We start from the raw sequence: 25,187 nt of genomic DNA on the forward strand, positions 1-25,187 counted from the left end.
TTCTCCGTAGGCTCGTAGCTCAGCTGGTTAGAGCACCACCTTGACATGGTGGGGGTCGTTGGTTCGAGTCCAATCGAGCCTACCAACGAACAAGCAGTAAGAAGTCATTGCAGCAGGACTTCGGCAGTAGAGTTTAAGCAGTACCGTTCAAGCAGTACCATAGGCTCGTAGCTCAGCTGGTTAGAGCACCACCTTGACATGGTGGGGGTCGTTGGTTCGAGTCCAATCGAGCCTACCAACGCATAGCAGTAAGCAGTAAGCAGTAAGTGGTAAAGCAGTAGTGGTAAAAGCAGTAAATCAAGCAGTACCGAAGCAGTCCGGTTGATCCCGATAACCTGGAACGGAAAAGGCGCCATGTTCAAGACACAGCGAACTACTACCGCTAATTAGCGACAGTAGTCGAGGTGCGCCTTCGGACCCGGTGGATTGGGGTTGAATCGAAAAACAACGCAGCCTTGGCTGCGTTTTTTTCGTCTGTCGCTTCTTGGCTCCCTGCTATCCTGCTCGATCGCCCGTGGGTGGATCCGAGCGAAGTCCCCGCTGCCGGGTCCATGCTGGTTTGACAAAGTGGCATGAGCCCGGCGCTACAAGATGCTTTTTATTCGCTTGCCGGCGCAACGGCGCCGGCGGGTGGAATTCTGATGAGGTGCAAGATGATCGCAATCACGCTGCCGGATGGTTCCCGACGCGAATTCCCCGGCCCGGTGACGGTCGCCGAAGTGGCGCAGAGCATTGGCTCAGGCCTGGCCAAGGCTGCCCTCGCGGGCAAGGTGGATGGTCAGACGGTCGACACCAGCTTCCTCATCGAGCGCGATGCAGCTCTCGCCATCGTCACGGACAAGGATGCCGACGGCGTTGATGTGATCCGTCACTCGACGGCCCACTTGCTGGCCTACGCTGTCAAGGAGCTGTATCCCGAGGCGCAGGTGACGATCGGCCCGGTGATCGAGAACGGCTTCTACTACGACTTCGCCTACAAGCGCCCCTTCACGCCCGAGGACCTGGTTGCCATCGAGAAGAAGATGGCCGAGCTCGCCAAGAAGGACGAGAAGGTAACGCGCGAGGTCTGGAGCCGCGATGAAGCCGTGAAACTGTTCGAATCGATGGGCGAGAAGTACAAGGCCGAAATCATCGCCTCGATTCCGCAGGACCAGGAGATCGGCCTGTACCGCGAAGGCAAGTTCGTCGACCTCTGCCGTGGCCCGCACGTGCCGTCCACGGGCAAGCTCAAGGTCTTCAAGCTGATGAAGGTGGCTGGCGCCTACTGGCGCGGCGACGCCAAGAACGAGATGCTCCAGCGCATCTACGGCACGGCCTGGGCCAAGAAGGAAGACCAGGAAGCCTACCTGCACATGCTGGAAGAGGCCGAGAAGCGCGACCACCGCAAGCTGGGCAAGCTGCTCGACCTGTTCCACCTGCAGGAAGAGGCGCCGGGCATGGTGTTCTGGCACCCGAAGGGCTGGCAGGTGTGGCAGGCGGTGGAGCAGTACATGCGCGGCCGCCTGACGCAGGCTGGCTATGAAGAAGTGCGCACACCGCAAGTGATGGATCGTTCGCTGTGGGAGAAGTCGGGTCACTGGCAGAACTACAAGGAGAACATGTTCGTCACGGAGTCGGAGAAGCGCGACTACGCGATCAAGCCGATGAACTGCCCCGGCCATGTGCAGATTTTCAATCACGGCCTGCGTTCGTACCGCGACCTGCCGCTGCGCCTGGCCGAGTTCGGCGCCTGCCATCGCAACGAGCCCTCGGGCGCGCTGCATGGCTTGATGCGTGTGCGCGGCTTTGTGCAGGATGACGCGCACATTTTCTGCACGGGAGAGCAGATCGTTGCGGAGGCCAAGGCCTTCAACGAACTGGCGTTCTCCGTGTACGACGATTTCGGCTTCAAGGACATTGCCGTCAAGCTGTCGCTGCGCCCTGACCAGCGCGCCGGTTCCGACGAGGTCTGGGACCATGCCGAGGAAGGCCTGCGCCTGGCGCTGCGCGCCTGCGGCGTGGAGTGGGAAGAGCTGCCGGGCGAGGGCGCCTTCTACGGCCCCAAGGTGGAATACCATATCAAGGACGCCATTGGCCGGTCCTGGCAATGCGGCACGCTGCAGCTGGACCTGGTGCTGCCGGAGCGCCTGGATGCCGAATACGTCTCGGAAGACAACTCGCGCAAGCGCCCGGTCATGCTGCACCGGGCCATCCTGGGCTCTTTCGAGCGCTTCCTGGGCATCTTGCTGGAAAACCATGCCGGCGCGCTGCCTGCTCGGCTGGCGCCGGAGCAGGTCGTGGTGTTGAATATTGCCGACTCGCAGGCGGAATATGCCGAAAACGTCGTGCAACTGCTGCAAAAACAAGGATTTAGGGCTAAGGCGGATTTGCGTAACGAGAAAATTACGTATAAAATCCGCGAGCATTCCCTTCAGAAGATTCCCTACCTCCTGGTAGTGGGCGACAAAGAACGGGATGCCAGTCAAGTGGCCGTGCGTGCCCGTGGCAACGTGGATCTGGGCGTTATGCCCGTTTCCGCGTTTGTGGAGCGTCTGCAACAGGACGTTGCCAGCAAAGCCTGATGGGATGAGCACGGCTTGTTTTTTGTCTTCTTGAGGTAACGCAACATCGCTACAGACAAAGGTCATCGCATCAATCGCGAAATCAGCGCACCCGAATTGCGCCTGGTCGGGGTTGATAACGAGCAGCTCGGCATCGTCAAGTTCATGGACGCGCTCCGCCTGGCTGAGGATAAGGACTTGGACTTGGTGGAAATCGCTCCTACAGCGGTGCCGCCGGTTGCCCGTATCATGGATTACGGCAAGTTCAAGTACGAGGAAGCCAAGCGCGCGCACGACGCCAAGCTGAAGCAGAAGATCATCCAGGTCAAGGAAGTCAAGTTCCGGCCGGGTACGGATGATGGCGACTACAACGTCAAGCTGCGCAACCTGAAGCGCTTCCTCGAAGACGGCGACAAGACCAAGATCACGCTGCGTTTCCGCGGCCGTGAGATGGCGCACCAGGAAATCGGCGCGCGCGTGCTCGAACGCCTGAAGGCGGACCTGGAAGAAGTTGGCCAGGTCGAGCAGATGCCGAAGATGGAAGGCCGCCAGATGGTGATGGTGCTGTCTCCCAAGAAGAAGAAGTAAGATTTTGCGCGTCGCTGCGGCCTGGAGGGGAATCCCTCCGGGCGCGGCGTCGTGCGAAAGCAGCGCAGAGGCCGCACGCGGCTTTAGCGCAACAATAAGTGGATGCGGGTTTTGCAAGTGTCGGCGCCAGCTGGCCACCTGCATGCATGTCATAGAAGCTGGAGTATTTCATGCCGAAGATGAAGACCAAGAAAAGCGCCTCCAAGCGCTTTACTGCGCGTCCGAATGGTTCGTTCAAGCGTGGCCAAGCCTTCAAGCGTCACATCTTGACCAAGAAGACCACCAAGAACAAGCGCCAGTTGCGCGGCACCCAGGACGTCCATGAGACGAACCTGAAGTCCGTTCGCGCAATGATGCCTTACGCATAACCCTAACGAAAACGAAAGGAGCATTACATGCCTCGAGTAAAACGTGGGGTCACTGCACGGGCCCGCCACAAGAAAGTCATCGTCGCTGCCAAGGGTTTCCGCGGCCGCCGCAATAACGTCTACCGTATCGCCAAGCAGGCGGTCATGCGTGCTGGCCAGTACGCATACCGCGATCGCCGCAACAAGAAGCGCGTATTCCGCGCTCTCTGGATTGCGCGTATCAATGCTGCTTCGCGTGAGCATGGCATGACCTACAGCGTGTTCATGAACGGCCTGAAGCGGGCTTCGATTGAGCTGGACCGCAAGGTGCTGTCGGACATGGCTATCCATGACAAGCCTGCCTTTGCCGCCATCGTCAACCAGGTGAAAGCCACCGTTGCCTGATGCCGGCTCCGGGGCGCCGCGCTAGTGTCTGGCGTGGCTTCCCGGGCAAGCACCGACCGCAAGGTCGACAGCATTTCCGCTGAATTTGCCTGAGCAGCGCTCGTCGCCGCGACGGCGATTCAGCCGGACCTGCAGAAACGGGGCTCCTCACCGAGCCCCGTTTTTATTTCGAATGCCGTTTTGCATCGTAGACGACATCCGAAACGAAGCCCGCGCCGCCCCCGGTGCCGCGCGGACTCTGCACCCACATCGCACCTAGTGCCAACCCACGCCCGGGCCCAGCGTGACCCGGACGCCAAATTTATCGCCGACCGCCGCCATGTCTCTGGATCCGGATCAAATCGTCGCCGACGCCCAGGCCGCCTTCGCTGCAGCCAACGACAACGCCACGCTGGAAAACGAGAAAGCCCGCTTTCTCGGCAAGACCGGCGCGCTTACCGAGCTGCTCAAGAGCCTCGGCAAGCTCGACCCGGAAACGCGCAAGAGCGAAGGCGCGCGCATCAACCAGGCCAAGCAGCAGGTCGAGGCCGCGCTGCAGGCGCGCCGCCAGGCGCTGGCCGATGCGCTGATGAACGCGCGGCTGGCCGCCGAGGCCATCGACGTCACGCTGCCGGGCCGGGCCGTTGCCCGCGGCAGCCTGCATCCGGTGATGCGTACCTGGGAGCGGGTCGAGCAGATCTTCGGCTCGGTCGGCTTCGACGTGGCCGATGGCCCCGAGATCGAAACCGACTGGATGAACTTCACCGCGTTGAACAACCCGGACAACCATCCGGCCCGTTCGATGCAGGACACCTTCTACGTGGACGGCCGCGACAGCGAAGGCAAGCTGCTGCTGCTGCGTACCCACACCAGCCCGATGCAGGTGCGCTACGCACGCATGCACGTGGAGAAGTACAAGGGCCGCGAGATGCCGCCGATCAAGGTGATCTGCCCGGGCCGTACCTACCGCGTCGACAGCGATGCCACGCACTCGCCGATGTTCAACCAGGTCGAAGGGCTGTGGATCGGCGACGACGTGAGCTTTGCGGATCTGAAGGGCGTGTACACCGATTTCCTGCGCAAGTTCTTCGAGCGCGATGACATCCAGGTGCGTTTCCGCCCCTCGTACTTCCCGTTCACCGAGCCGTCGGCGGAAATCGACATGGCCTTCGGCAATGGCAAGTGGCTGGAGATTTCCGGCTCGGGCCAGGTGCACCCCAACGTGCTGCGCAATATGGGCCTGGACCCCGAGCGCTATATCGGCTTTGCCTTCGGTTCCGGCCTTGAACGCCTGACCATGCTCCGCTACGGCATCAACGATCTGCGCCTGTTCTTCGAAGGCGACGCGCGTTTCCTGCGCCAGTTCGCCTGAGGCGCGCACGCGCGCCAGAGCACATCGTCACCGACACCACAGAACAGAATACTTACCGGATCAGAAGCGCCATGCAATTCTCGGAATCCTGGCTTCGCAGTTTCGTCAATCCCGACAAGATCTCCACCGATGCGCTCTCGCACAGCCTGACCATGGCCGGGCTGGAAGTGGAAGAGGTCGGCCCCGTTGCGCCGCCCTTCAACAAGGTGGTGGTGGCGCGCGTGCTCTCCACCGAGCGCCATCCCAACGCGGATCGCCTCAACGTTTGCCAGGTCGATGCCGGCACCGGCGAGACCCTGCAGATCGTTTGCGGCGCGCCCAACGTGGCGCCCGGCGTGCTGGTGCCGTGCGCGCTGGTCGGCGCGGTGCTGCCGCCGTCAGAGGCGGGCGGCAAGCCGTTCGAGATCAAGGTGGGCAAGCTGCGCGGCGTGGACAGCTACGGCATGCTTTGCTCGGCGCGCGAACTCAAGCTGTCGGAAGACCACGGCGGCCTGATGCTGCTGCCCGAAGATGCCAGGATCGGCATGGACATCCGCGAGTACCTGGACCTCGATGACCAGGTCTTCGTCATCAAGCTGACCCCCAACAAGGCCGACTGCCTGTCGATCCACGGCGTGGCGCGCGAAGTTGCCGCGCTGACCGGCGCCCAGCTGCACTTGCCGGAGATGAAGCCGGTGGCTGTGACGCTGGCCGACAAGCTGCCTGTGAAAATTTCGGCGCCCGACCTGTGTGGCCGCTTCTCCGGCCGCGTGATCCGCGGCGTGAACGCGCACGCGGCCACGCCGGCATGGATGGTGCAGCGCCTGGAGCGGGCAGGGCAGCGCAGCCTCTCCGCGCTGGTCGACATCTCCAACTACGTGATGCTGGAGCTCGGCCGTCCGTCGCACGTGTTCGACCTGGACAAGATCCACGGCGGGCTGGATGTGCGCTGGGGCCGCAAGGGAGAACAGCTCAAGCTGCTCAACGGCAATACCGTGGAGCTCGACGAGCAGGTCGGCGTGATCGCCGACGACAAGGAGATCGAGAGCCTGGCCGGCATCATGGGCGGCGACAGCACCGCCGTGACGCTGGACACCACCAACATCTACCTGGAAGCCGCCTTCTGGTGGCCGCAAGCCATCCAGGGCCGCTCGCGCCGCTTCAACTTCTCGACCGATGCCGGGCATCGCTTCGAGCGTGGCGTGGACTACGCCACCACGGTTGAGCATATCGAGCGTATCAGCGCGCTGATCCTCGAGATCTGCGGCGGCCAGGCCGGCCCGGTCGACGACCAGGTCGTCAACTTGCCGCAGCGCAAGCCGGTGCGCTTGCGCGTGGCGCGCGCCGAGCGCGTGCTCGGCATCGAGCTGTCGCCGGCGGTCATCGCCGATGTGTTCCAGCGCTTGCAACTACCGTTCACACGCGAGCAGGGCGCGCACGGCGAAGTGTTCGTGGTCACGCCGCCGAGCTATCGCTTCGACCTCGAGATCGAGGAAGACCTGATCGAGGAAGTGGCCCGCATCTACGGCTTCGAGCGCATCCCGGCACGTCCGCCGATCGCCGAAAGCGAGATGCGCCCGACCGACGAAGCACGCCGCTCGACCCATGCCGTGCGCCACGCGATTGCCGCGTGCGACTACCAGGAGGTGATCAACTTCGCCTTCGTTGAAGAGAAGTGGGAGCGTGACTTTGCCAACAACGACAACCCGATCCGCCTGCTGAACCCGATCGCCAGCCAGCTGGCGGTGATGCGTTCCACGCTGATCGGCGGCCTGCTCGACAAGGTGCGCTACAACCTCAACCGCAAGGCATCGCGCGTGCGGATGTTCGAAGTGGGCCGCGTGTTCCATCGCGACGCAACGGTCGCCGACGGCGGCCTGACGGTGGCTGGCTATCACCAGCCGATGGTTGCCGGCGGCATTGCCTACGGTCCGGCCTTCGAGGAGCAGTGGGGCATTGCCACCCGCCCGGTGGACTTCTTCGACGTCAAGGGCGATGTCGAGTCCTTGCTGTTCCCGCGCGTGGCGCGCTTCGAGCCGGTATCGCACCCGGCGCTGCATCCGGGCCGCGCCGCACAAGTGGTGATCGACGGCAAGGTGGCCGGCGTGATCGGCGAGCTGCATCCGCGCTGGCTGCAGGAGTACGAGCTGGCGCAAGCGCCGGTGGTGTTCGAGCTGGACCTGCAGGCACTGCGTGAAGTCGGCCTACCCGGCTACACTGAAATCTCCAAGTTCCCGGCCGCCGTGCGCGACCTGGCGCTGGTGGTGAAGCAGTCGGTGCGTGTGCAGGATCTGCTCGACGTCATGCGCGAGGCCCTGGAAAAACAAGGCTTGGCCCGCTATTGCCAGAGCCTGGTGCTGTTCGACGAGTTCCGCCCGAAGGCGGCTTCGGCGGCCATCGGCGCGGACGAGAAAAGCCTTGCGTTCCGCCTGACCTTGCAAGATACTGGGGCGACCCTCCAGGACGAAACCGTCGACAGTGCGGTGCGTTGCATGGTCGAAGCCGCCAGCGCTGCATTCCAGGCGCGGATGCGCGGCTGATCCACCAGCTGACATGACAATGGAGCGCCCGGACTTCCGCATCCGGGCGGATCGCCACACTGAATGACAATGAACGATCGACACGCGTATCTCATGGCCTCTGCAATGGGTGAAGCAGGCGACCGCCAGGCCGCCTCACTCGACGACGATACGTCCGACGCCCGCGCCGCTGAAGTACCGACCCTCACCAAGGCCGAGCTCGCTGAAATGCTGTTCGACCAGGTCGGTCTCAACAAGCGCGAGTCCAAGGACATGGTCGAAGCTTTCTTCGACGTGATTCGCGAAGCGCTGGAACAGGGCGACAGCGTCAAGCTCTCCGGCTTCGGCAATTTCCAGCTGCGCGACAAGCCGCAACGTCCCGGCCGCAATCCCAAGACGGGCGAGATCATTCCCATCACGGCACGACGCGTGGTGACCTTCCATGCCAGCCAGAAGCTCAAGGGCCTGGTGGAAGAGCGTGCCGGCCTGGTAGCGGTGCCCGGCTGATCGTTTGCCAGCAGCACGACGACTCGTTATCCTGCTTGTTTCGTGTATCACGCTTGTTCGCGCGCTAGCCCGCGCGAAAACCACAACCTCTCCCGGCACGGCCTGAAGCCCGCCCATTCACCGTATGTCGGAAAGATCCAGCGAACGCATTTTGTTGCCGCCGATTCCCGCCAAACGCTACTTCACCATTGGTGAAGTCAGCGAGCTTTGCGCCGTCAAGCCGCATGTGCTGCGCTATTGGGAGCAGGAGTTCACGCAGCTCAAGCCCGTCAAGCGGCGCGGCAACCGGCGCTACTACCAGCACCACGAAGTCCTGCTCATCCGGCGCATCCGCGACTTGCTGTACGAGCAGGGCTTCACGATCAATGGCGCGCGCAATCGCCTGGACGAAGGGCGACAGCACAGCCATGCAGCCGCCGAAGACGAGCAAGCGCTGGCTGCGGAGGCCGCCGGTGAAGCGCCGGTTTTTTCGCTCGACCTCAGCAACCTGCGCAACGAACTGGTGGAAGTGCAGCACCTGCTCGCGCAGCTTCAACAGATCGCAAAGCACGAATAAAAAGTGCACTAACGACTAGCCATTTTCAAAAAGCTTCTGATATAATCTTTTTCTTTCGGGGCGTAGCGCAGCCTGGTAGCGTACCTGCATGGGGTGCAGGTGGTCGGAGGTTCAAATCCTCTCGCCCCGACCAGTACACAACCCGCACAGTCATTGGCTGTGCGGGTTTTTTACTTTCTGCCGGGTAGCGATTTAAATCGTTTAGCCGGATGACATCCAATTAAGCAGCGGCAAGGTGTAAATGCCCTTGAAACCGGCATCGTTGAAACCGGCACGTCGCGCTGTTTAATATATCCCTCGGTTGTTGCGCGGTCCGCATGGGCGCCAGAGACCTGCAGGGCGTCGATGCAGGTCCTGCTCGCTCATCCATCTTGTGTCCAGCGGCTTCTGCTCCCAGTCTTGCCGGGTTGTCCCAATCATGCGTTGTGCTGCTTTGTTCATATCTTGTATGGCTGCGGCCGAACTTTGGCTGCGATGTATAGCGGGTGCTTCGGGCTCCCGTCCTGGTTCAGCCCGAGCTGGTGGAGCAGGGCGCCGCGGCCGCACATCCTGACCATGCGCAGCACCTCCGCCGCGCGCGCCGGCGCCGCCTTGTGCGCGCCCCAGGCGCAGATCACCAGCGAGCAGCGGTCCAGTGCATCCATGATCGAGCCGTTGGCCGTGTCCACGCAGCCAAGCGGCGCCGGGTGCGTCAGCAGGCCGTCCGGGTCGGTCGAGCGCAACGGGAACAGGTTCACCACCTCCAGGCGGCCATAGCGGCGGCTGGCCAGCGCGCGCTGCAGGCAGCGGGTGATCGTCGGGTCGTTGACCTGGTGATCGGCGGTGGACGGGTTGAGCATGATGAAGCCCAGGGCCGGCCGGGCGGCGTCCCATTCGCGCCAGAGGCGGTAGCGGTACTGCTCGCAGTCGGATAGGATCGCACCGGCCTCGCCGTCGATGCTCTGCGTGGTTAGGTGCTTCATACTGGAAGCCTTAGGAACGTTTGGGGAGCGCTATGGCCATCGAAAGCTACAACGAATACACAGTTCGCGGCTTCGCGAAACCACTGGTTGATGGGATGTTCGAAGCAACGGGTGCCGTTGAGAAAGATGGTCGGATCCTTGAGGGTTCTGAGCCACTTGGTTACTACGCGTCGTTCGAGACGGCGGTCGCGGCAGGGATCGCATGGGCAAAGGAGTGGGTCGATGCTCACAGTTGAATCCTCCTGAACTTGACCACCCACACCCAAGGGTTGGCATCCCAGTCGCCGCCGGTGGAGTTCCAGAGCGCCGAGAATGCCCAGCGCCCGGCAGAGACCGGGGAACCCGCATTGGCATGGTTCTCGCCCTCGTTGTAGCCGGGTCCCGCTGCCCATGTCTCGCGCACGTACAAGCGGTCGCCAGGCTTGCAGCGGGAGCACAATGAGTTAGCGGGATCCGCGACATACTCAGGCGTGAACCCGTCCGGCGCGAGCAGCCCCAGGGAAGCCCTTCGCCACACGCCGAGTCGGCGTCTTCCGGCCGTCCAGGATGGCGCGCACCATGGCGCCGCTGAAGAGGATGGGGCGTTCTTTGGTCATGCTAGGATTTCCTTGATCTTCCACTGCAGGAGCTCGTCATGAATTGGTTCGTGGTTCTTTCTGGCTCGCACTGGCGAAATATTTCCAACGTGGTGTTCCAAGAACACAGCCGAATGGATGAATGGAGCCAGGTGTTCTGTGATGGATTTGATGCAAGTGGCGCGATGGTCGAGCTGCAGAAAAATGGCTCCACGATTCTTGTGCCGCATAGCTCCGTCATCGTCGCCGTCAACATGAAGGACAGGACGCACCCATTGGGCTTCATTGATGCTGAGGACGGTGCGAGCTAGAGCTACGTGGGAAAGAGCTTTGTCCGAGTTCATGCCGAGCCACCTCGAGCGTCCGGATTGCTATCGTGTGCTGCACGCCGTCGCGTAGGCGGCCAGTGGCCTTCTTGCCGACTTTTGTCACCGGGTAGCGCCAGCCGTAGCAGGGTTCAATGACGCATGCCCAGGTAACGTGGTGCATATGGTGGCAACCGCTCATGCATAGGCGCTCGTTCTGGGGATCCCGCTTGGCGAACCTCGGGTATGGCTCGATCTCGCTCATGCTACGATCCTCTGGAGCGATAGGGGGCGAGCCATGGCGAATTTCGAAACCGATGCCGAAATACTCGATTGGATTGCTAAACACAGCGAGGACGAATTCCGGCAGTACGTAGAGCACCACACGTTCGGCGACAGGCGTTTAGAGTACGCTCGGGCGTATCTCGAGAGGATCGACGGCCAGCGAGCGGAGATACGCGAGGATCGGGCGCTTCTGGCGACGGAACAGGCGGCGGGAGCAGCGCTAGACCAAGCCGAGACTGCGCGACAAGCACTCCGCATTTCCAAATGGGCCTTCGGTATAGCTATCGTTTCCGCATTTGTGACAGTGGCTGGCTTGTTATCCGGCAGATAGCCCATTGCATCACCTCCGCAGGTTGCGCCACCGACAGCGCCACGGCCACCGGCCGCACCCTCACACCGGCGTGGCCGGCAGCATGAACGTCTCGCCTGGCTCGGCCAGCAGCAGGGTGGTGTCCATCACACGGCCGCAGAGCCCAGCACCCGGTGTCCTAGACTTCAAACTGTGGCTCCAGTGTTGGGAGCGTTCGACGAGGAGAGTGCTATGAAACGTACTCGGAATTTGCCTCTGGTTTTGGTCGCAGTTGCACTTGGTGGCTGCGTATGGGCGCCTGGCGATTCGCGGCCGGGTCGCTATGATCAGGGCAGTGGCTACCGGCAGGAAGGGCGCGGCGACCAGCGCACGGAACGTGGCGACCAGCGCGAACGTCGGGATGATCAGGACAAGCGCGGGGGTGATCAGCGCAGCTATTGAGCGACGCGCCGAAACTTCGGTCCGTTGGGGCGTAAGTGCGGCGTGGGAGGGCATAGGCTCTCGGCGGATCCATTCGCGCTCCTCCTTCTTGCTCAGCGAGTAGGCCACGCCAGCGCACGGCGCCGAGGTGTACATCGTACCCGGCTGCTCGGCCGGGCGCGCGCGTCGGGTAGCGATCCGCGCGGCGTCGACAGTGGCATCCAGCTTGGTGCCCGTGTTTTTGATAAGGATGCCGTTGCGGCCGATGCTCACCGGGGTATTGCGCGCAGGCCGCGTTGGGGGGCGATCCTTCCTTGCGGATGCAGCGCTGGAAGTGGGATTGGAGGGAGATGGTCGCGGGACGGTAGGTGTTCGTGGCTTATTGTTTCCCGCGGGCAACCGGCTTGACCACGAAATCGGGCGCATTGAATTCGATGCGCGGGAGCTCCCCTTCGGCTTGCAGACGACGCACGTCGACATGAACGTGAGCGGCGACGTGGCCGCGCATCGCCTTGCCATAGGCAAGGCCGCCGATATGGTATGAGCCGCAGGAGGGACAGACATACGAATAGCCGTCGTGTGAGCGGAGGGGCGCTCGCTCGGCAGGAGATCTGCACAGAGGGCAGTCGGCAGGTTCGAGTGACATATCGGTCTCCTTTTGGTTGCTGGTGGATGGAGATAACAATCCTTTCACCCCGACCAGTATCAAGAAAATCTCGCACAGCATTTGTTGAGCGGGTTTTTTTGTTACCTGTTCAAAACGCCTGCATTTAGCCCGACAAAAACACGCGGCAACCAGTACTGATCGGCCGGCTCCTCGAGCGTGGCATAGTGGCGCTCGCCACGTGTGCGCACGCGAAGCGATCTCGCGTCGAGAAAATCGATGCCTTGCGCGAGCGAGAAGCGCAGCCGCGCTCCATCGTGCTCGATCACCAGGCTGTCGATAGGACGGGGCAGGGCCTTGAGTGCGGCAGTGTCGATGCCCATCAGATAGAGCGTTGCACCGGCGGCCTGCGCGGCGGCCTCGGCTTCCGGGTTCCAGGTATCCGCCGTGAGCAGTGGGTCGTCCACGGTCAGTGTCTGGCACGTGATGGCCACGCCGTGCGTGTCGCCGATGTTGTGGGTGTTGGGCGTGTCGTGGGTGTAGAGATAGATGATGCCCGGATCGCAGGTGAACATAGCTTCACTCAAAAAACACTGTATGGATATACAGTATAGCCGGACTATTTGCGTCCAGCCAGGCCCTCTGTCGCCTGTGCTAACGTATCGGCGTCCAGACCATCCGGCGAGTGAGAATGGGGGAATTTCTAGTTTTTCTCGGAGCGCAGATTGCTGACGCTGTAGCCAGTTACATTGGCTACACCCGGAACCCGGCGAAGAATCTCTACCTCTGGATATCCGGCCTGATCATCCTCGCTTGCCTTGCGGCGCTGGTGGTGTCGCGCCGGTAGCGCTAAACGAACTAATGCATCTGTCCGATGGCGTTGCCGACGAAATGTTTCACCATTGGATGATGGCCGCGGTTGGCGATCCCACCGGGGTCTGAGCAACTCTTTGGATTACGGAGTTCGCTCCACAGTGGAGAGCGCCATGATGCCGCCCGTGAAAACCAAGCATACCAACCTCGTGGTCGGGGAACCCCTCGACTGGGATGCCGCCAGGCAGGGCGAATTCTCGGGGCTGCCGGTGCACCTGGATACGCTGAATGGTGTGATGCATTCTTTCTGGCAGCCCACGGAGCAGGATATTGCCAACATACTGGCCGGCATGCCCATTCGCCTCTCCGTATTCGGTGAGATGCACCCGCCCGTGGCGGTCGCGGTGACCAATGACGTGATGGACTAGCGAAGCCTTCGCCAATCAATCAGGTTTGTCGCTAAGCGGCGGCGGACTCTACAATCAAGCCATGGACCGCGCGGTGTGCATGTCTCTTCAGGTAGACGTTTGCTGTGCGCGTGGTCCCGGGGCACTCGTTTGGCCGGATGCCGTTTACCATGTGTTGCGCATACGATAGGAGTACACGATGGCCAAACGCGAGCGCGCTGCCAGGGCCTTGCAGGACGAGGTGAGCCGGCGCATCCAGCGTATCGATGACATTGTGGAGGACGGCGCGAAGATCCGGGTGCCGGCGCCGCAAGCGCATGCACGCGATGCGCGTGGGCGCAACTGGGATATGAAGGTCTTCGGCAATGCCGCGGGCTATGAGCGGAGTATCCGGGCCGTGGTGGACAAGGCGCGTGACGAGTTCGACCTGACCGAGGTGCCGGGCCAGCAAAGCGCTGATCCCTTTGGCACTCCGCCCTCGCTGGAGTGAGCGTTTCGTTGGAGTCAGTCATGCAGGCTTGCGATCTCTGCCATCTTCTCGTTGGTGCGCCGACCACGGTGGAGCCGCATGAGAATCTGGCCGCATCGGGTGCGGGCGCACTTGGCATGAACATCAACTCGCGCTGGGTGGACCGGCCCTGGCGGTGCACGGTCTGCGGCGCCTGGATGTTTCAGAATGCCGCCCACGGCGAGCCGCCCAATGTCTGGCGCATGGGGCGCCGCCCACAGGATCGCCCGCAGGGCCGGACCTAGGCCCGGCACTTCCACGGCTGCTGGCCGGACGCTGCGGCATGCTACGATGGCCGGCAAAGGGAGACGCAATGAATGAATCCAGAACACAGCATTACCGAGGCTACGTGATTTTGATCTCGGTGCAGCAGCATGAGCGCGGATGCCTTGTTAGTGCCTCGATTGTCCAGGAGGCCAAAGGCGCGGTGCGCAATCCGTCGCCGCTGCAGTCGTGGGTGGGGCATGAGCAGGGCGAACTGCTGGAAGTCGCCGACCGGGCCCAGGCCCGCGCTTGCCGGCTGATCGACGCGACGGTGGACCATGTTGCCTATGCCGCGGGCTGATTGATTGGTCTGGACGGCCTGCGTGGCCATGCTTTGGCTCGCGCAGAAGTTTTGCCGGTTAGCCTACATGGCGCGGGATCGCTGTCGTTAATCCGGGTATGAACTCATTCGATGCTTCCGAAGAATGCGCCGCAAACGCCGATGCCATGGGTTGGGGCTCGTCGCCGCCGCATGTGCTGGCCGCGGTGCTCAATACCGCCCTGGCCGCTGAGGACCTGAACGGCTTTGCCGCGCTGTTGTCCGATATGGCCCGCGATCGCGGCCTCAAGGGTGCGCGTGGCTCGCACCAGTCCATCTACGACATGCCCTATGCCAGTTTGTTGCCGCGCCAGCGGCATCTGCTGGCCGATGCGTTCGAGCTGTTCATGCGCCTGGGCCTGGAGTTGCAGCCGCGCAGGCCACGCATGCTCGGCGACAGCCCGGGCAGCCTCCTGGCGCATGGCAACCACGAGATTCCAGCCGACTAGCCGCCAGACAGAGTCCACGCGGTGGTGCGCCACGCGCGCCACGTGCGCCATGGATGCCACGACGGCCACGCTGCGTGCTAGCATCACGCGAAAGCAGGGTGGTGGCACAGCGTGGCGCTAGCCCTGATCAACCAGATTGCCGCACTGACGGCGACGTATTGCCCGGTCCGATGCCGATCCCGACCTGGCGATGATGCTGACACGGCACGCGCGCGCACGGCCGTGGTGTTCGAGGGAGCGATCGCGTGTCGTGGAGGTTGCAATGGACGAAGACGAACCTTTCGGGGTAGTGTTCGAGGATTTTCGCGTCATCTGGGTGGCGGAGCGCTTGCAGGACGGCACATGGACGGCGCGTTATTGCTGGAGTCCCGGCACGTCGGAGGCATCCGGCAAGGCACTCCAGGAGGCGGTGCTCAGCGGCAAGTCAAAGCGGCTGCTGGGCGATTTCAAGACCGAAGAGGAGACCATCGACGCGATCAAGGCGGCGGTGCTGCTCGAGGCGAAATGGGGCCGGTGAAGCCTGGCATTAAAGCCTAAGGCCAGAAAAAGCCTTAGGCCAATCAAGGCCTAAGGCTTGGAAAACTCCGGCAGCACGACGCTGCTCCATTTCCACGTCCATATGCCTTGGCGCGTCAGGCCAATGAGAATACGGTCGCCATTGTCCTTGGTGGCCGAGGCTTCCACGGTGTTCAGTGCCCGATAGGACAAGCTGTACTTGAGCGCGTCCTTGGCGGCCTCCTCCTCCTTCTTGGCCGGCCTCGCTGGTTCGCCTTTGTTTTCCGCAGGGGCGGGCGGCGTGGGGGGCTTTGGCTGCGGCGTCGAGGCGGGCTTCTCGCCGGCCATGAGCGCCATGACGCCGGCGGGCGACACCATGGTGTCGATCATGGTGTTGATGACCGCCAGGCCGATCGCCTGCCCGATCCCGGCAAAGGGCGTGTTCTGCAAGGCGGGCGTGCCGAGCTTCTGCTGCAGGCTCAGTGTCAGTTGCGCCTTCAGGCTTTCCCGCAGGGCCGGATAGTCGACATAGCGGGAGAACCTGTCAGCATCGCGCGCTTCGATGGCAGAGCGCATCTGGTAGATCGCCCAGTAAGGGCTGGCGTAGCTGGTGGCAGCAACGACGATTACCGCGGCAATCGCGGCTTTGACGGGTTTGTTCATCGGGTGTCCGGTGCAAGCGCGCTGGCTAAGGCCCCCATTGTCTCCAATCGGCCGCGCCTGCGTCTACCCGCCCTGCTGGCTGCGCTCCAGCAAGCCGATTTCCCGTACCGCCACCGACAGCATCGACAAGCCGGCCGCGCCCGATGCACGCTGATCCGCCAGCATGCGCGAGAAGCGCTCGATCTGCGCCTGGCGCCCGCCGCGCCATGCCTCGATCAGCTGTGCCGGCGTATCCAGCTCCTGCGGCTGCGCCAGCACGCTGACCGTCAGCGCGCGCTTGAGGCGCCCGAGGTCTTCCAGCGTCGTGGTGCGCGCCAGCAGGTCCCAGTGGCTGTCGGCGGGCAAGGCCAGGGCGCGTTCGCGCAGCCAGCCAAAACTGAACTCCGTATCGAGCGCGAAATAGACGCCTGCCACCAGTGCCAGGCCGCGCTGCGTAGCCGCCGCCACCTCGGCGATATCCAGTGCCGCCGCGGAGATTTCCCCGCGGCTACGCACAGGGCCAGTTCATCGTCCACGCCGGACTGGCTCAGAGCCTGCCGCCGTTCCGCCAGCGCCGTGGCCTCCGGCCCGGCCAGCAACGCGGGCAGCTGCGGTGTGAGCCAGGCCGCGGCTTCGGCGTAGCGCGCGCTGTTGCCATCGGTGGGGCCGCCCGCGTGCGGATGCCGCAGGAACCACAGGCTGGCGTGTTCCAGCAGCCGTCCCACGGCGACGAACATGCGCGCCTGCACGTCGTCGTCGACCCGGTTGTCCAGCGCGTCGATGCGCAACCAGAGCGGGTCCAGGCCGAACACGTCGCGCGCAATCAGGCAGGCGCGCACGATGTCCGCGGGACGCGCATCGGTTTCTTCCTGCATGCGGTGGACAAAGGTGGCGCCGATGCGGTTGACCAGCGTGTTGGTGAGGTGCGTGGCCAGGATCTCCCGGCGCAGCGGATGGCGCAGCATGGTGTCGGCGTGCCGCTCGCGCAGCGGCTGCGGGAAATAGGCGGGCAACAGGCCGGCCACCAGCGGGTCTTCTGGCAGCGCCGACGTGAGCAACTCGTCGTACAGCCACATCTTGCTGTAGGCCAGCAGCACCGCGCGTTCGGGCGAGGTGAGGCCAAGCCCGGCGGCTTTGCGCTCACCCAGCTCGTCCTCGGTCGGGAGGAACTCCAGCGCGCGCTTGAGGCGGCCGGCGCGCTCCAGCCAGCGGATCAGCCGGCCTTCCGCGTCGAGCAGCGCGGCCGCGTTGCGCCCGGCAACCGACAGCGCCTGGCTCTGGTAGTAGTTGTCCTCGAGCACCAGCAAGCCGACTTCGTCCGTCATTTCCGCCAGCAGCTTGTTGCGTTGCTTCTCGGTCATCTCGCCATCCGCCACCACCAGCCCCAGCAGGATCTTGATATTGACCTCATGGTCGGAGCAGTCGACGCCGGCGGAGTTGTCGATCGCATCGGTGTTGATGCGCCCGCCATTGAGCGCGAACTCGATGCGGCCAAGCTGCGTGAAGCCAAGGTTGCCGCCTTCGCCCACCACCTTGCAGCGCAGTTCGGCGCCGTTGACGCGCACCGCGTCGTTGCTGCGGTCGCCCACTTGCAGGTGGCTCTCGCGGCTGGATTTCACATAGGTGCCGATACCGCCGTTGTAGAGCAGGTCGACCGGCGCCAGCAGGATCGCGTGGACCAGTTCGGCGGGCGAGAGCGTCGTGGCGCTGATGCCAAGGCAGGCCTGCACCTCGGGTGTGATCGCGATGGTCTTGGCCGTGCGCGGGAACAAGCCGCCGCCGGCGGAGACCAGGCTCATGTCATAGTCGGCCCAGCTGGAGCGCGGCAGCTCGAACATGCGCTGGCGCTCGCGCAGGCTGGTGGCGGGGTCGGGGGTGGGGTCGAGAAAGATATGCCGATGGTCGAACGCGGCCACCAGCTTGATGTGGGGCGACAGCAGCATGCCGTTGCCGAAGACATCGCCGGACATGTCGCCGATCCCGGCGACGGTGAAATCGGTGGACTGGATGTCGGTGCCCATCTCGCGGAAATGGCGCTTCACCGATTCCCATGCACCCCGCGCGGTGATGGCCATCTTCTTGTGGTCGTAGCCGACCGAGCCGCCTGAGGCAAAGGCGTCTCCGAGCCAGAAGCCGTACTCCGCTGAGATGGCGTTGGCATAGTCGGAGAAGCTGGCCGTGCCTTTGTCCGCCGCAACCACCAGGTAGGGATCGTCGCCATCTTCGCGCACCACTTCCGGCGGCGGCACCAGGGTGCCGGCGACGCGGTTGTCGGTGACGTCGAGCAGGCCGCGCAGGAAGGTCTGGTAGCAGGCAATGCCTTCCTGCAGGAAGGCGTCGCGGTCGTTCGCCGGCGGCGGGCGCTTGACCACGAACCCGCCCTTGCTGCCCACCGGCACGATCACCGTGTTCTTCACCATCTGCGCCTTCATCAGCCCCAGCACTTCGGTGCGGAAATCCTCGCGCCGGTCGGACCAGCGCAGGCCGCCGCGCGCCACCGGGCCGCCGCGCAGGTGCACGCCCTCCACGCGCGGGGAGTAGACCCAGATCTCGAACATCGGGCGCGGCTGGGGCAGGCCAGGCACCAGCGCGGGATTGAACTTGAACGACAGGTAAGGGCGCGGCCCGCCGTCGGGGCCGTTGCGGAAATAGTTGGTGCGCACCGTGGCGTTGATCACACCCAGGAACAGGCGCAGGATGCGGTCCTCGTCAAGGTTGGGCACTTGGTCCAGCGCCGTGCCGATGGCCTGCTGCAGGCTCTCGCAGCGCGCCGCGCGGGCGGCTTGCGTGGCGGGGTCGAAGCGCGCCACGAACAGTTCCACGAAGCGGGAGGCAATGGCCGGGTTGCCGGTCAGCGCCCGCTCGATGTATGCATCGCTGAAGGTCGACCCGACCTGGCGAAGATAGCGGGCATAGGCGCGCAGGATGGTCACGTCGCGCGCGGCCAGCTCGGCGCGCAGCACCAGGCGGTTGAAGTCGTCGTTCTCGATCTCGCCGTTCCAGGCGCGCGCGAAGGCGTCCTCGAACAGCGCCTTGATGCGCGCGATATCGGCCCCGAGGTCGATGCCGGCCGCGACGCCATCGGCCATTTCCAGCCCGAAATCATGGACCCACACCGGCGCCGCGCCGTTGGGCTCGATCAGGTAGGGACGCTCTTCGTCCACGCGCACGCCAAGGTGCTCGAGCATCGGCAGGCTGAGCGACAGTGCGATCGGCTCGCGCGCGCGGTAGACCTTGAAGCGGAATGCGCCGGGCGCGGCTTCGATGGGCCGGTACAGGTTCATGGCGATGCCGCCGGTGGCCTGCGCCGCCTCCATCAGCTCGATGTCCCGCACGGCGGTGCGGGCCGGGTAGTCCTCGCGGTAGCCGGCCGGGAAGGAGTCGCCGTAGCGGCGCAGCAAGCGGTTGCCTTGCTCCTCGCCGGTGCTGTCGAGCAGGGCGGCGGCGAGGTCGTCCTGCCAGCGGCGGGCGGCCTGCAAGATGCGCTCTTCCAGCTCGTCCGGGTTGACCTCGGGCATGGTGCCGGGCTCGCCGCGCACGATCAGCTGGATGCGCGCGAGCGGCGACTCGGACAGTTGCGGCGTGAATTCGCAGCTGTTGCCGCGAAAGGCGGTCATCAGCAGCTTCTGGATGCGCTGGCGCAGGTCCGTGTTGTACTTGTCGCGCGGCACGAAGACCAGGCAGGAGACGAAGCGGTCGAAGCGGTCGCGCCGCACGAACAGCCGGATGCGCTGATGCTCCTGCAGCCGCAGGATGCCCAGCGTGATGTAGAACAGTTCGTCTTCCTCGGCCTGGAACAGTTCGTCGCGTGGGTACTGCTCGATGATGGTCACCAGCGACTTGTAGAGATGGCCCTTGGTCAGGAAGCCCGCGCGCGCCAGGATGTTGGCGAACTTGCGCCGCAGCAGCGGGATGTCCGCGCACGACATCATGTAGGTGGTGGAGGTGTAGAGGCCCACGAAGCGCCGCTCGCCAAAGAGCTTGCCGTTGGCGTCGGTCAGCTTGATGCCGATGTAGTCCAGGTAGCCGGGCCGGTGCACGGTAGAGCGCGAATTGGCCTTGGTGACGAAGATCGGCGATCTGCCTTCGATGACCGAGGTGGCCGCCGCGGGCAGCTCGGTCAGCGTTTCCGCCTCGGGCGGGCGCAGGCTCTCGCTCAGGATGCCGGCGCCGGAGCCGGGCACGCCGCGCAGGTAGAAGCGGTCGTTCTGGGTAACCAGTTCATAGTCGCGCTGGCCGAGGAAGGTGAAGTGCTCGTCCAGCATCCACTGCAGGAAGGCGCAGGCTTCCTGCGTCTCGGGCTGCTTGCCCTCCGGGCCCTGCGCCAGCGTGTCGATGGTGGCGCGGGTGATGGCGGTCATCGCCGGCCAGTCTTGCACCGCAGCGCGCACATCGCCCAGCACGCGGGCAATGCCGTTGCGCAAGGCCTCCTGCGTGGCGGTGTCGCCGCAGCGGTCCACTTCGAAATGGATGAAGGATTCGAGCCGGGGGCCACCGGCGGGCTCGCTCGCGGCGACGTCGCCCTCGCTGCCCAGGCCCACCTTGGCGATGGTGCCGTCCGCGTTGCGCCAGACCCGGAACACGGGGTGGATCGCGGAGTGCAGGGCCAGCCCGAGCCGGTTGATCTCCATGGTGACCGAGTCGACCAGGAACGGCATGTCGTCGTTGACGATCTCCACCACCGTGTGGTCGGAGTGCCAGCCGTGCTGCTCGAGGTTGGGGTTGTAGACGCGCAGCCGTGCACTGCCCGGGACAAAGCGCTGGGCGGTCTGCCAGTGCGCCATGACCGCGCCGTAGAGATCGGCTACGTCCCGCTTGAGCAGGTCGTCGGCGTCCGCCAGGTCGTAGTAGTGCCGCAGGAATGGCTCGGCCTGGACGAACATCTCGCCGGGCAGGCGCCCCTGGGCGAACTGCATCAGGTCGGCCAGCAACTGGGCCAGTCGCGCTTCGCTTTCCGCAAGCATGGTGTCTCCCCCAGACGGCTGTTTTTTGGCAGTCGGTTGCCGGCGCTGGCCCGCGCGTCGCGCGGTGCCTGCGCCCTGGCAGCATGATCGTGCTAACTACTGTAGAGCATAAGGGGGGCACCGCGCACAAAGTGCGCTGCAGGGCAGGGCCGGCTGGCCTTGCCCGCGCCAGGCTGCGCGGGCGTCGGGGTGTATGAGATTTACGACTGGCTTTCATGATTTTATATCGCCGCAGGAATGTACCTGCCGTGGCTACACTGCCTGTCTGCGCCTTACCCGCCGGTAGGAAGCGCGAGCCGAGCTGGGCGCCGGGCCTTGCCGCGGCGCGCGGCACGGCCTCACTGGCCGGGACAGGCATCATGGAGACATAAGATGTACAAGGAACGTATCCGGCTGGCCAGCCTGCTCGACAAGGTCATGCCGGCCGAGGCCGCGGCGGCGATGATCCGGGACGGCATGACCGTCGGCATGAGCGGGTTCACCCGCGCAGGCGACTGCAAGGCGGTGCCGCAAGCGCTGGCAAAGCGCGCGGCGCACGAGCCGCTGCGCATCACGCTGATGACCGGCGCCTCGCTGGGCAACGACACCGACAAGATGCTGGCCGAGGCCAACGTGCTGGCGCGGCGCCTGCCGTTCCAGGTGGACGCCACCTTGCGGCGCAAGATCAACGCGGGCGAGGTGATGTTCGTCGACCAGCACCTGTCCGAAACCGTGGAGCAACTGCGCGGGCGCCAGATCGCGCCGGTGGACGTGGCGGTGGTGGAAGCGGTTGCGATCACCGAATCCGGCGGCATCGTGCCGTCGACTTCGGTCGGCAACTCCGCGAGCTTCGCGATGCTGGCGCAGAAGGTGATCGTCGAGATCAACCTCAATATGCCGGCCGACCTGGAAGGCCTGCATGACATCTACCTGCCGACGCCGCGGCCCCATCGCCAGCCCATTGCGCTGGTCTCGGTGGACCAGCGCATTGGCTTGCCCTATATCCCGGTGGACCCCGCGAAAATCGCTGCCATCGTGATCACGCAAAAGGACGACAGCCCGTCCAATGCGCTGCCGCCCGACCAGGAGACGCGCCAGATCGCCGGGCACCTGAACGATTTCCTGTCGCATGAAGTGCGGGCAGGCCGGCTGGCGCCGTCGCTGCAGCCACTGCAGGCCGGCATCGGCACGATCGCCAATGCCGTGCTCCATGGCCTGATCGATTCCCCCTTCCGCGACCTCACGATGTATTCGGAGGTGCTGCAGGACAGCACCATCGAGTTGCTCGACGCCGGCCGGCTGCGCTTTGCCTCGGCGTCGTCGGTGACCTTGACCGGCGCCGTCTATGCGCGCTTCCTGGCAGACCTGGAGCGTTACAAGACCCGCGTGATCCTGCGCCCGCAGGAGATCAGCAACCATCCGGAGCTGCTGCGCCGGCTCGGGCTGATCACCATCAACACGGCGCTGGAGTGCGATATCTACGGCAACGTGAACTCCACGCATGTGGGCGGCACGCATATGATGAACGGGATCGGCGGGTCGGGAGACTTCGCGCGCAATGCGCATTTGTCGGTGTTCGTCACCAAGTCGGTGGCCAAGGCCGGCGCCATCTCCAGCATCGTGCCGATGGTGTCCCACGTGGATCACACCGAGCATGATGTCGACATCATCGTGACCGAGCACGGCCTGGCCGATCTGCGCGGCCTGGCGCCGCGCGAGCGCGCGCAGCAGGTCATCGCCAATTGCGCGGATCCGCTGTATCGGGAGTTGTTGCGTGATTACGCGGCGCGCGCCACGCGCCGCGGCGGGCATACGCCGCACCTCATCGAAGAGGCGCTGGCCTGGCACGCGCGCTTGCGCGAGGAAGGCACGATGGGTGGCACGAAGGCGGCCCTGGCCGCAGCCTGAGGCGGCTTGTGCTTTGAGCTTCCTCGTCGTCCTTCAGCGTTATCCCTTGAAGATGAGCACAGCCAGCACCAGGGAGGAAGCCATTAGGATCAGCAGGTCTAGCATGATGGTCTCCGAAAGGGAGAGGTCCGGGATAGCGAAAAGGTAAGCCTGCGCTACGGTTCACGCTGCAGGCGGGCTTCCGAATGCATTCTCGGATATCTCGCACATTTCCACATGCGGCGCCATCTGGCTCAGACGGCGTTTCAAGCGGGCGTTGGGCATGGCCGTGTCGATCCCGCTGGCTGGATCTTGCCTCTTCCCTGCGGCCCGGATGGTGCGCTGGCGCACCATCCGGCGGGACGGGCTGCTGCTTGCTGCTGCTGCTGCTGCTGCTGCCGCGGCTTACTGCTTGGCCTTGGCGCCGTCGGTATAGGGATCGAACTTGCCGGCCTTGGCACCGTCGGTGTAGGGATCGGGCTTGCCAGCCTTTGCCCCGTCCGTATAGGGATCGGCCTTCTTCTTGGTGCCGGAAGCGTTCAGGTTCGACCTGGTCGATTTCTTCGCGCCATCCGTGTATGGATCGAACTTGCCCGACTTGGCGGCGCTCTTGTTCGGGTCGGTCTTGTTGGTATGGGCGCCGCCGTAAAGGTCGCCACCATCGGTGTAGTTCTTCTGGGCGTGCGCCAGCTGCGCGCCGCCAAAGGCGGTCAGGGCGGCGATGATCAGGGCGGGTACGGTCTTGTTGCGCATTTTCATCCTCGTGAGTAAAGCGTGGGTAGTTCGTGAGCAATGGCCACGGGCAGGGGGCATGGCCGCAAAAATGGTCGTCAGACCAGGGTGACTCTACCGACTTGGGATGACCCTGCGAAGTTAATCTTTCTTCCCACTGTATTGAACCGCGTATTTGCCTGGCAGGTTCTGCGCCAGATCAAGGCAAGCGTTTTTTCGGGGGAGCGCTTATGGGAAAGGGGAAAGGGGAAAGGGGGCTGGAGGGATGCCTTAGGGCGGGGTGCCGAAGGCGCGAGCCCTGGCAAGGCCCGGCTGCAGGCAGCCGGGCCATTGCGACGTTACTCGAGCGTAATGTTCTGGTCGTGCGCGATCTTCTTGCGCACTTCCAGCTCGCGCTTGATCTGCGCGGCGTACTGCTGCGGCGTGTTGCCGTCAGGGTAGGCGCCGCTTTCCGCCAGGCGGCGCTTCACGTTCGGGTCCTGCAAGGTCTTCACGGCGGCGTCATGCACCTTGGCGATGATCGCGGCAGGCGTGCCGGCGGGTGCCACCAGGCCGTACCAGGCCATGTTGTTCATGTCCTTCATGCCGGCTTCGGCAAAGGTCGGCACATCGGGCAAGCCATCCACGCGCTTGGGCGCCGCCACCGCGAGGGCGCGCAGCTTGCCGGCCTGGATGTGCGGCATGGACGAGGGCAGGTTGTCGAACTGGCCGCTGACCTGGCCGGCCAGCGTGTCGTTCAGCGCGGGGCCCGATCCACGGTAGGGGATGTGGACCATGTCGGTCTTGGTCAGGAACTTGAACAGTTCGCCGTCGAGGTGGGAGATGCTGCCTTTGCCTGCCGACGCGTAGCTGTATTTGCCGGGGTTAGCCTTGACCAGCGCGATGAACTCCTTCAGGTTCTTGGCCGGCACCTTGGGGTTGATCGTCAGCACGTTCGGCACATTGACCAGGTTGGTAATGGGCGCGAAGTCCTTGATCGGATCGTAGGGGTTGCGGGCGTTGGTGGCGGGGTTGGTCGCCATGGTGCTGACCGTGGCAATGCCCAGCGTGTAGCCATCGGGCGCGGATTTGGCCAGCGCGTCGGCGCCGATCGCGCCGCCGCCGCCGCCGCGGTTCTCTACCACCACGACCTGGCCAAGCTCACGGCCGATGCCGTCGGCCACCGCGCGGCCCACGATGTCCGTGGTGCCGCCCGCGGCGAACGGCACGATCAGGCGGATCGGCTTGGTCGGGTAGGTTTGTGCAAAGGCGCTGTGGCACAGGCCAAGGAGGGCCAGGCAAGCTGCGCTGCCGACATTCAATACTGCTTTCAAGAGAGGCTCCCGAGGGTTCTAGGTCTAATGACGGCCCGGGCGGGCGCGGGTTGGGGCACGGCGATCTGCGTCGCGCTTGTTGCCCTCGTTCCTGCCTGCCGCGGGACGCTGGAGATGTTGGATGGGTTCCGTGATGCGGAACCATGTTCCGCATTGTGCTCC

General features: G+C 64.0%; 27 protein-coding genes, 3 tRNA genes and 1 pseudogene. 21 read left to right on the forward strand and 10 right to left on the reverse strand.

All coding sequences use genetic code 11. The features are described 5' to 3' along the window. Positions 1–8: 8 nt before the first annotated feature. The 11 genes from OMK73_RS36035 (at position 9) to OMK73_RS36085 (ending at position 8,925) form a co-directional block, all read left to right on the forward strand. A tRNA-Val gene (locus OMK73_RS36035) sits at positions 9–85 on the forward strand. A 76-nt stretch (positions 86–161) separates the two neighbouring features. Then, positions 162–238: transfer RNA gene (locus OMK73_RS36040), tRNA-Val, on the forward strand. A gap of 415 nt (positions 239–653) precedes the next feature. Next, the gene (gene thrS, locus OMK73_RS36045; RefSeq protein WP_267606191.1) at positions 654–2,561 is read left to right on the forward strand and encodes a threonine--tRNA ligase; all 1,908 of its coding nucleotides are present in this window, start codon (positions 654–656) and stop codon (positions 2,559–2,561) included. 45 nt (positions 2,562–2,606) lie between these two features. Next, positions 2,607–3,128, forward strand: a complete 522-nt coding sequence (infC, locus tag OMK73_RS36050) for a translation initiation factor IF-3 (protein ID WP_081488948.1) — start codon at positions 2,607–2,609, stop codon at positions 3,126–3,128. A gap of 170 nt (positions 3,129–3,298) precedes the next feature. Next, a complete protein-coding gene (rpmI, locus tag OMK73_RS36055; RefSeq protein WP_006575466.1) occupies positions 3,299–3,496 on the forward strand; it encodes a 50S ribosomal protein L35 in 198 nt (65 codons plus the stop codon). A gap of 27 nt (positions 3,497–3,523) precedes the next feature. Next, positions 3,524–3,880: a 50S ribosomal protein L20 gene (gene rplT, locus OMK73_RS36060; RefSeq protein ID WP_006163216.1), complete on the forward strand. Its 357-nt coding sequence runs from the start codon at positions 3,524–3,526 to the stop codon at positions 3,878–3,880. Positions 3,881–4,199: 319 nt separating this feature from the next. Beyond that, positions 4,200–5,231, forward strand: a complete 1,032-nt coding sequence (pheS, locus tag OMK73_RS36065) for a phenylalanine--tRNA ligase subunit alpha (RefSeq protein ID WP_267606192.1) — start codon at positions 4,200–4,202, stop codon at positions 5,229–5,231. Between the two features lie 71 nt (positions 5,232–5,302). After that, the gene (gene pheT, locus OMK73_RS36070; protein WP_267606193.1) at positions 5,303–7,750 is read left to right on the forward strand and encodes a phenylalanine--tRNA ligase subunit beta; all 2,448 of its coding nucleotides are present in this window, start codon (positions 5,303–5,305) and stop codon (positions 7,748–7,750) included. A gap of 69 nt (positions 7,751–7,819) precedes the next feature. Beyond that, complete coding sequence (locus OMK73_RS36075) at positions 7,820–8,236, forward strand: integration host factor subunit alpha (RefSeq protein ID WP_267606194.1); 417 nt, start codon at positions 7,820–7,822, stop codon at positions 8,234–8,236. A gap of 124 nt (positions 8,237–8,360) precedes the next feature. Further along, positions 8,361–8,792: a MerR family transcriptional regulator gene (locus tag OMK73_RS36080; RefSeq protein ID WP_267606195.1), complete on the forward strand. Its 432-nt coding sequence runs from the start codon at positions 8,361–8,363 to the stop codon at positions 8,790–8,792. 56 nt (positions 8,793–8,848) lie between these two features. Beyond that, positions 8,849–8,925 (forward strand) — tRNA-Pro (locus OMK73_RS36085). A 304-nt stretch (positions 8,926–9,229) separates the two neighbouring features. On the opposite strand, the gene OMK73_RS36090 is transcribed toward OMK73_RS36085, so the two are convergent. Continuing rightward, entirely contained in the window at positions 9,230–9,754 is a 525-nt protein-coding gene (locus OMK73_RS36090) for a DUF1643 domain-containing protein (RefSeq protein WP_267606196.1), read from the reverse strand. Between the two features lie 32 nt (positions 9,755–9,786). Here OMK73_RS36090 and OMK73_RS36095 point away from each other — a divergent pair, with 32 nt between their 5' ends. Further along, positions 9,787–9,990 carry a hypothetical protein gene (locus OMK73_RS36095; protein ID WP_267606197.1) on the forward strand — a complete coding sequence of 68 codons (204 nt, stop codon included), beginning with the start codon at positions 9,787–9,789 and terminating at the stop codon, positions 9,988–9,990. Here the strand turns inward: OMK73_RS36095 and OMK73_RS36100 are convergent. Both OMK73_RS36100 and OMK73_RS36105 read right to left on the reverse strand, forming a co-directional pair. Next, positions 9,981–10,157, reverse strand: a complete 177-nt coding sequence (locus OMK73_RS36100) for a hypothetical protein (protein ID WP_267606198.1) — start codon at positions 10,155–10,157, stop codon at positions 9,981–9,983. The two genes, OMK73_RS36095 and OMK73_RS36100, sit on opposite strands and share 10 nt — an antisense overlap. 61 nt (positions 10,158–10,218) lie before the next feature. Beyond that, the gene (locus tag OMK73_RS36105) at positions 10,219–10,350 is read right to left on the reverse strand and encodes a hypothetical protein (protein WP_267606199.1); all 132 of its coding nucleotides are present in this window, start codon (positions 10,348–10,350) and stop codon (positions 10,219–10,221) included. Between the two features lie 38 nt (positions 10,351–10,388). On the opposite strand from OMK73_RS36105, the gene OMK73_RS36110 reads away from it, so the two are divergent. Both OMK73_RS36110 and OMK73_RS36115 read left to right on the forward strand, forming a co-directional pair. After that, positions 10,389–10,640, forward strand: coding sequence for a hypothetical protein (locus OMK73_RS36110; protein ID WP_267606200.1), 252 nt, complete (start codon positions 10,389–10,391; stop codon positions 10,638–10,640). 292 nt (positions 10,641–10,932) lie between these two features. Continuing rightward, positions 10,933–11,250 (forward strand): hypothetical protein, encoded by a 318-nt coding sequence (locus tag OMK73_RS36115; protein WP_267606201.1) that lies wholly within the window; start codon positions 10,933–10,935, stop codon positions 11,248–11,250. 60 nt (positions 11,251–11,310) lie between these two features. Here the strand turns inward: OMK73_RS36115 and OMK73_RS36120 are convergent, their stop codons facing one another. The 3 genes from OMK73_RS36120 to OMK73_RS36130 form a co-directional block, all read right to left on the reverse strand. Then, on the reverse strand, positions 11,311–11,922 hold the full coding sequence (locus OMK73_RS36120; protein WP_267606202.1) for a hypothetical protein: 612 nt from the start codon (positions 11,920–11,922) through the stop codon (positions 11,311–11,313). A gap of 106 nt (positions 11,923–12,028) precedes the next feature. Continuing rightward, positions 12,029–12,376, reverse strand: coding sequence for a hypothetical protein (locus OMK73_RS36125; RefSeq protein ID WP_267606203.1), 348 nt, complete (start codon positions 12,374–12,376; stop codon positions 12,029–12,031). A gap of 20 nt (positions 12,377–12,396) precedes the next feature. Beyond that, entirely contained in the window at positions 12,397–12,828 is a 432-nt protein-coding gene (locus OMK73_RS36130; RefSeq protein ID WP_267606204.1) for a hypothetical protein, read from the reverse strand. A 411-nt stretch (positions 12,829–13,239) separates the two neighbouring features. On the opposite strand from OMK73_RS36130, the gene OMK73_RS36135 reads away from it, so the two are divergent. The 6 genes from OMK73_RS36135 (at position 13,240) to OMK73_RS36160 (ending at position 15,530) form a co-directional block, all read left to right on the forward strand. Continuing rightward, positions 13,240–13,494 carry a hypothetical protein gene (locus OMK73_RS36135; RefSeq protein WP_267606205.1) on the forward strand — a complete coding sequence of 85 codons (255 nt, stop codon included), beginning with the start codon at positions 13,240–13,242 and terminating at the stop codon, positions 13,492–13,494. Positions 13,495–13,672: 178 nt separating this feature from the next. Then, on the forward strand, positions 13,673–13,963 hold the full coding sequence (locus OMK73_RS36140) for a hypothetical protein (RefSeq protein WP_267606206.1): 291 nt from the start codon (positions 13,673–13,675) through the stop codon (positions 13,961–13,963). A gap of 20 nt (positions 13,964–13,983) precedes the next feature. Further along, complete coding sequence (locus OMK73_RS36145; RefSeq protein ID WP_267606207.1) at positions 13,984–14,226, forward strand: hypothetical protein; 243 nt, start codon at positions 13,984–13,986, stop codon at positions 14,224–14,226. Positions 14,227–14,294: 68 nt separating this feature from the next. Then, positions 14,295–14,546, forward strand: coding sequence for a hypothetical protein (locus OMK73_RS36150; protein ID WP_267606208.1), 252 nt, complete (start codon positions 14,295–14,297; stop codon positions 14,544–14,546). A 98-nt stretch (positions 14,547–14,644) separates the two neighbouring features. Beyond that, positions 14,645–15,013, forward strand: coding sequence for a hypothetical protein (locus OMK73_RS36155; RefSeq protein ID WP_267606209.1), 369 nt, complete (start codon positions 14,645–14,647; stop codon positions 15,011–15,013). Between the two features lie 262 nt (positions 15,014–15,275). Beyond that, positions 15,276–15,530, forward strand: coding sequence for a hypothetical protein (locus OMK73_RS36160; RefSeq protein WP_267606210.1), 255 nt, complete (start codon positions 15,276–15,278; stop codon positions 15,528–15,530). A 50-nt stretch (positions 15,531–15,580) separates the two neighbouring features. On the opposite strand, the gene OMK73_RS36165 is transcribed toward OMK73_RS36160, so the two are convergent. Both OMK73_RS36165 and OMK73_RS36170 read right to left on the reverse strand, forming a co-directional pair. After that, a complete protein-coding gene (locus tag OMK73_RS36165; protein WP_267606211.1) occupies positions 15,581–16,171 on the reverse strand; it encodes a DUF2939 domain-containing protein in 591 nt (196 codons plus the stop codon). A 63-nt stretch (positions 16,172–16,234) separates the two neighbouring features. Then, positions 16,235–21,114 (reverse strand): annotated as a pseudogene (locus OMK73_RS36170) (NAD-glutamate dehydrogenase). A gap of 372 nt (positions 21,115–21,486) precedes the next feature. On the opposite strand from OMK73_RS36170, the gene OMK73_RS36175 reads away from it, so the two are divergent. Then, positions 21,487–23,001, forward strand: a complete 1,515-nt coding sequence (locus OMK73_RS36175) for an acetyl-CoA hydrolase/transferase family protein (protein WP_267606212.1) — start codon at positions 21,487–21,489, stop codon at positions 22,999–23,001. A gap of 384 nt (positions 23,002–23,385) precedes the next feature. On the opposite strand, the gene OMK73_RS36180 is transcribed toward OMK73_RS36175, so the two are convergent. Further along, a complete protein-coding gene (locus OMK73_RS36180; RefSeq protein WP_267606213.1) occupies positions 23,386–23,733 on the reverse strand; it encodes a hypothetical protein in 348 nt (115 codons plus the stop codon). Between the two features lie 317 nt (positions 23,734–24,050). Next, positions 24,051–25,025 carry a tripartite tricarboxylate transporter substrate binding protein BugE gene (locus OMK73_RS36185; RefSeq protein ID WP_267606214.1) on the reverse strand — a complete coding sequence of 325 codons (975 nt, stop codon included), beginning with the start codon at positions 25,023–25,025 and terminating at the stop codon, positions 24,051–24,053. Positions 25,026–25,187: the final 162 nt, after the last annotated feature.

The organism is Cupriavidus sp. D39, from assembly GCF_026627925.1.
GTDB classification, from domain to species: domain Bacteria; phylum Pseudomonadota; class Gammaproteobacteria; order Burkholderiales; family Burkholderiaceae; genus Cupriavidus; species Cupriavidus ulmosensis.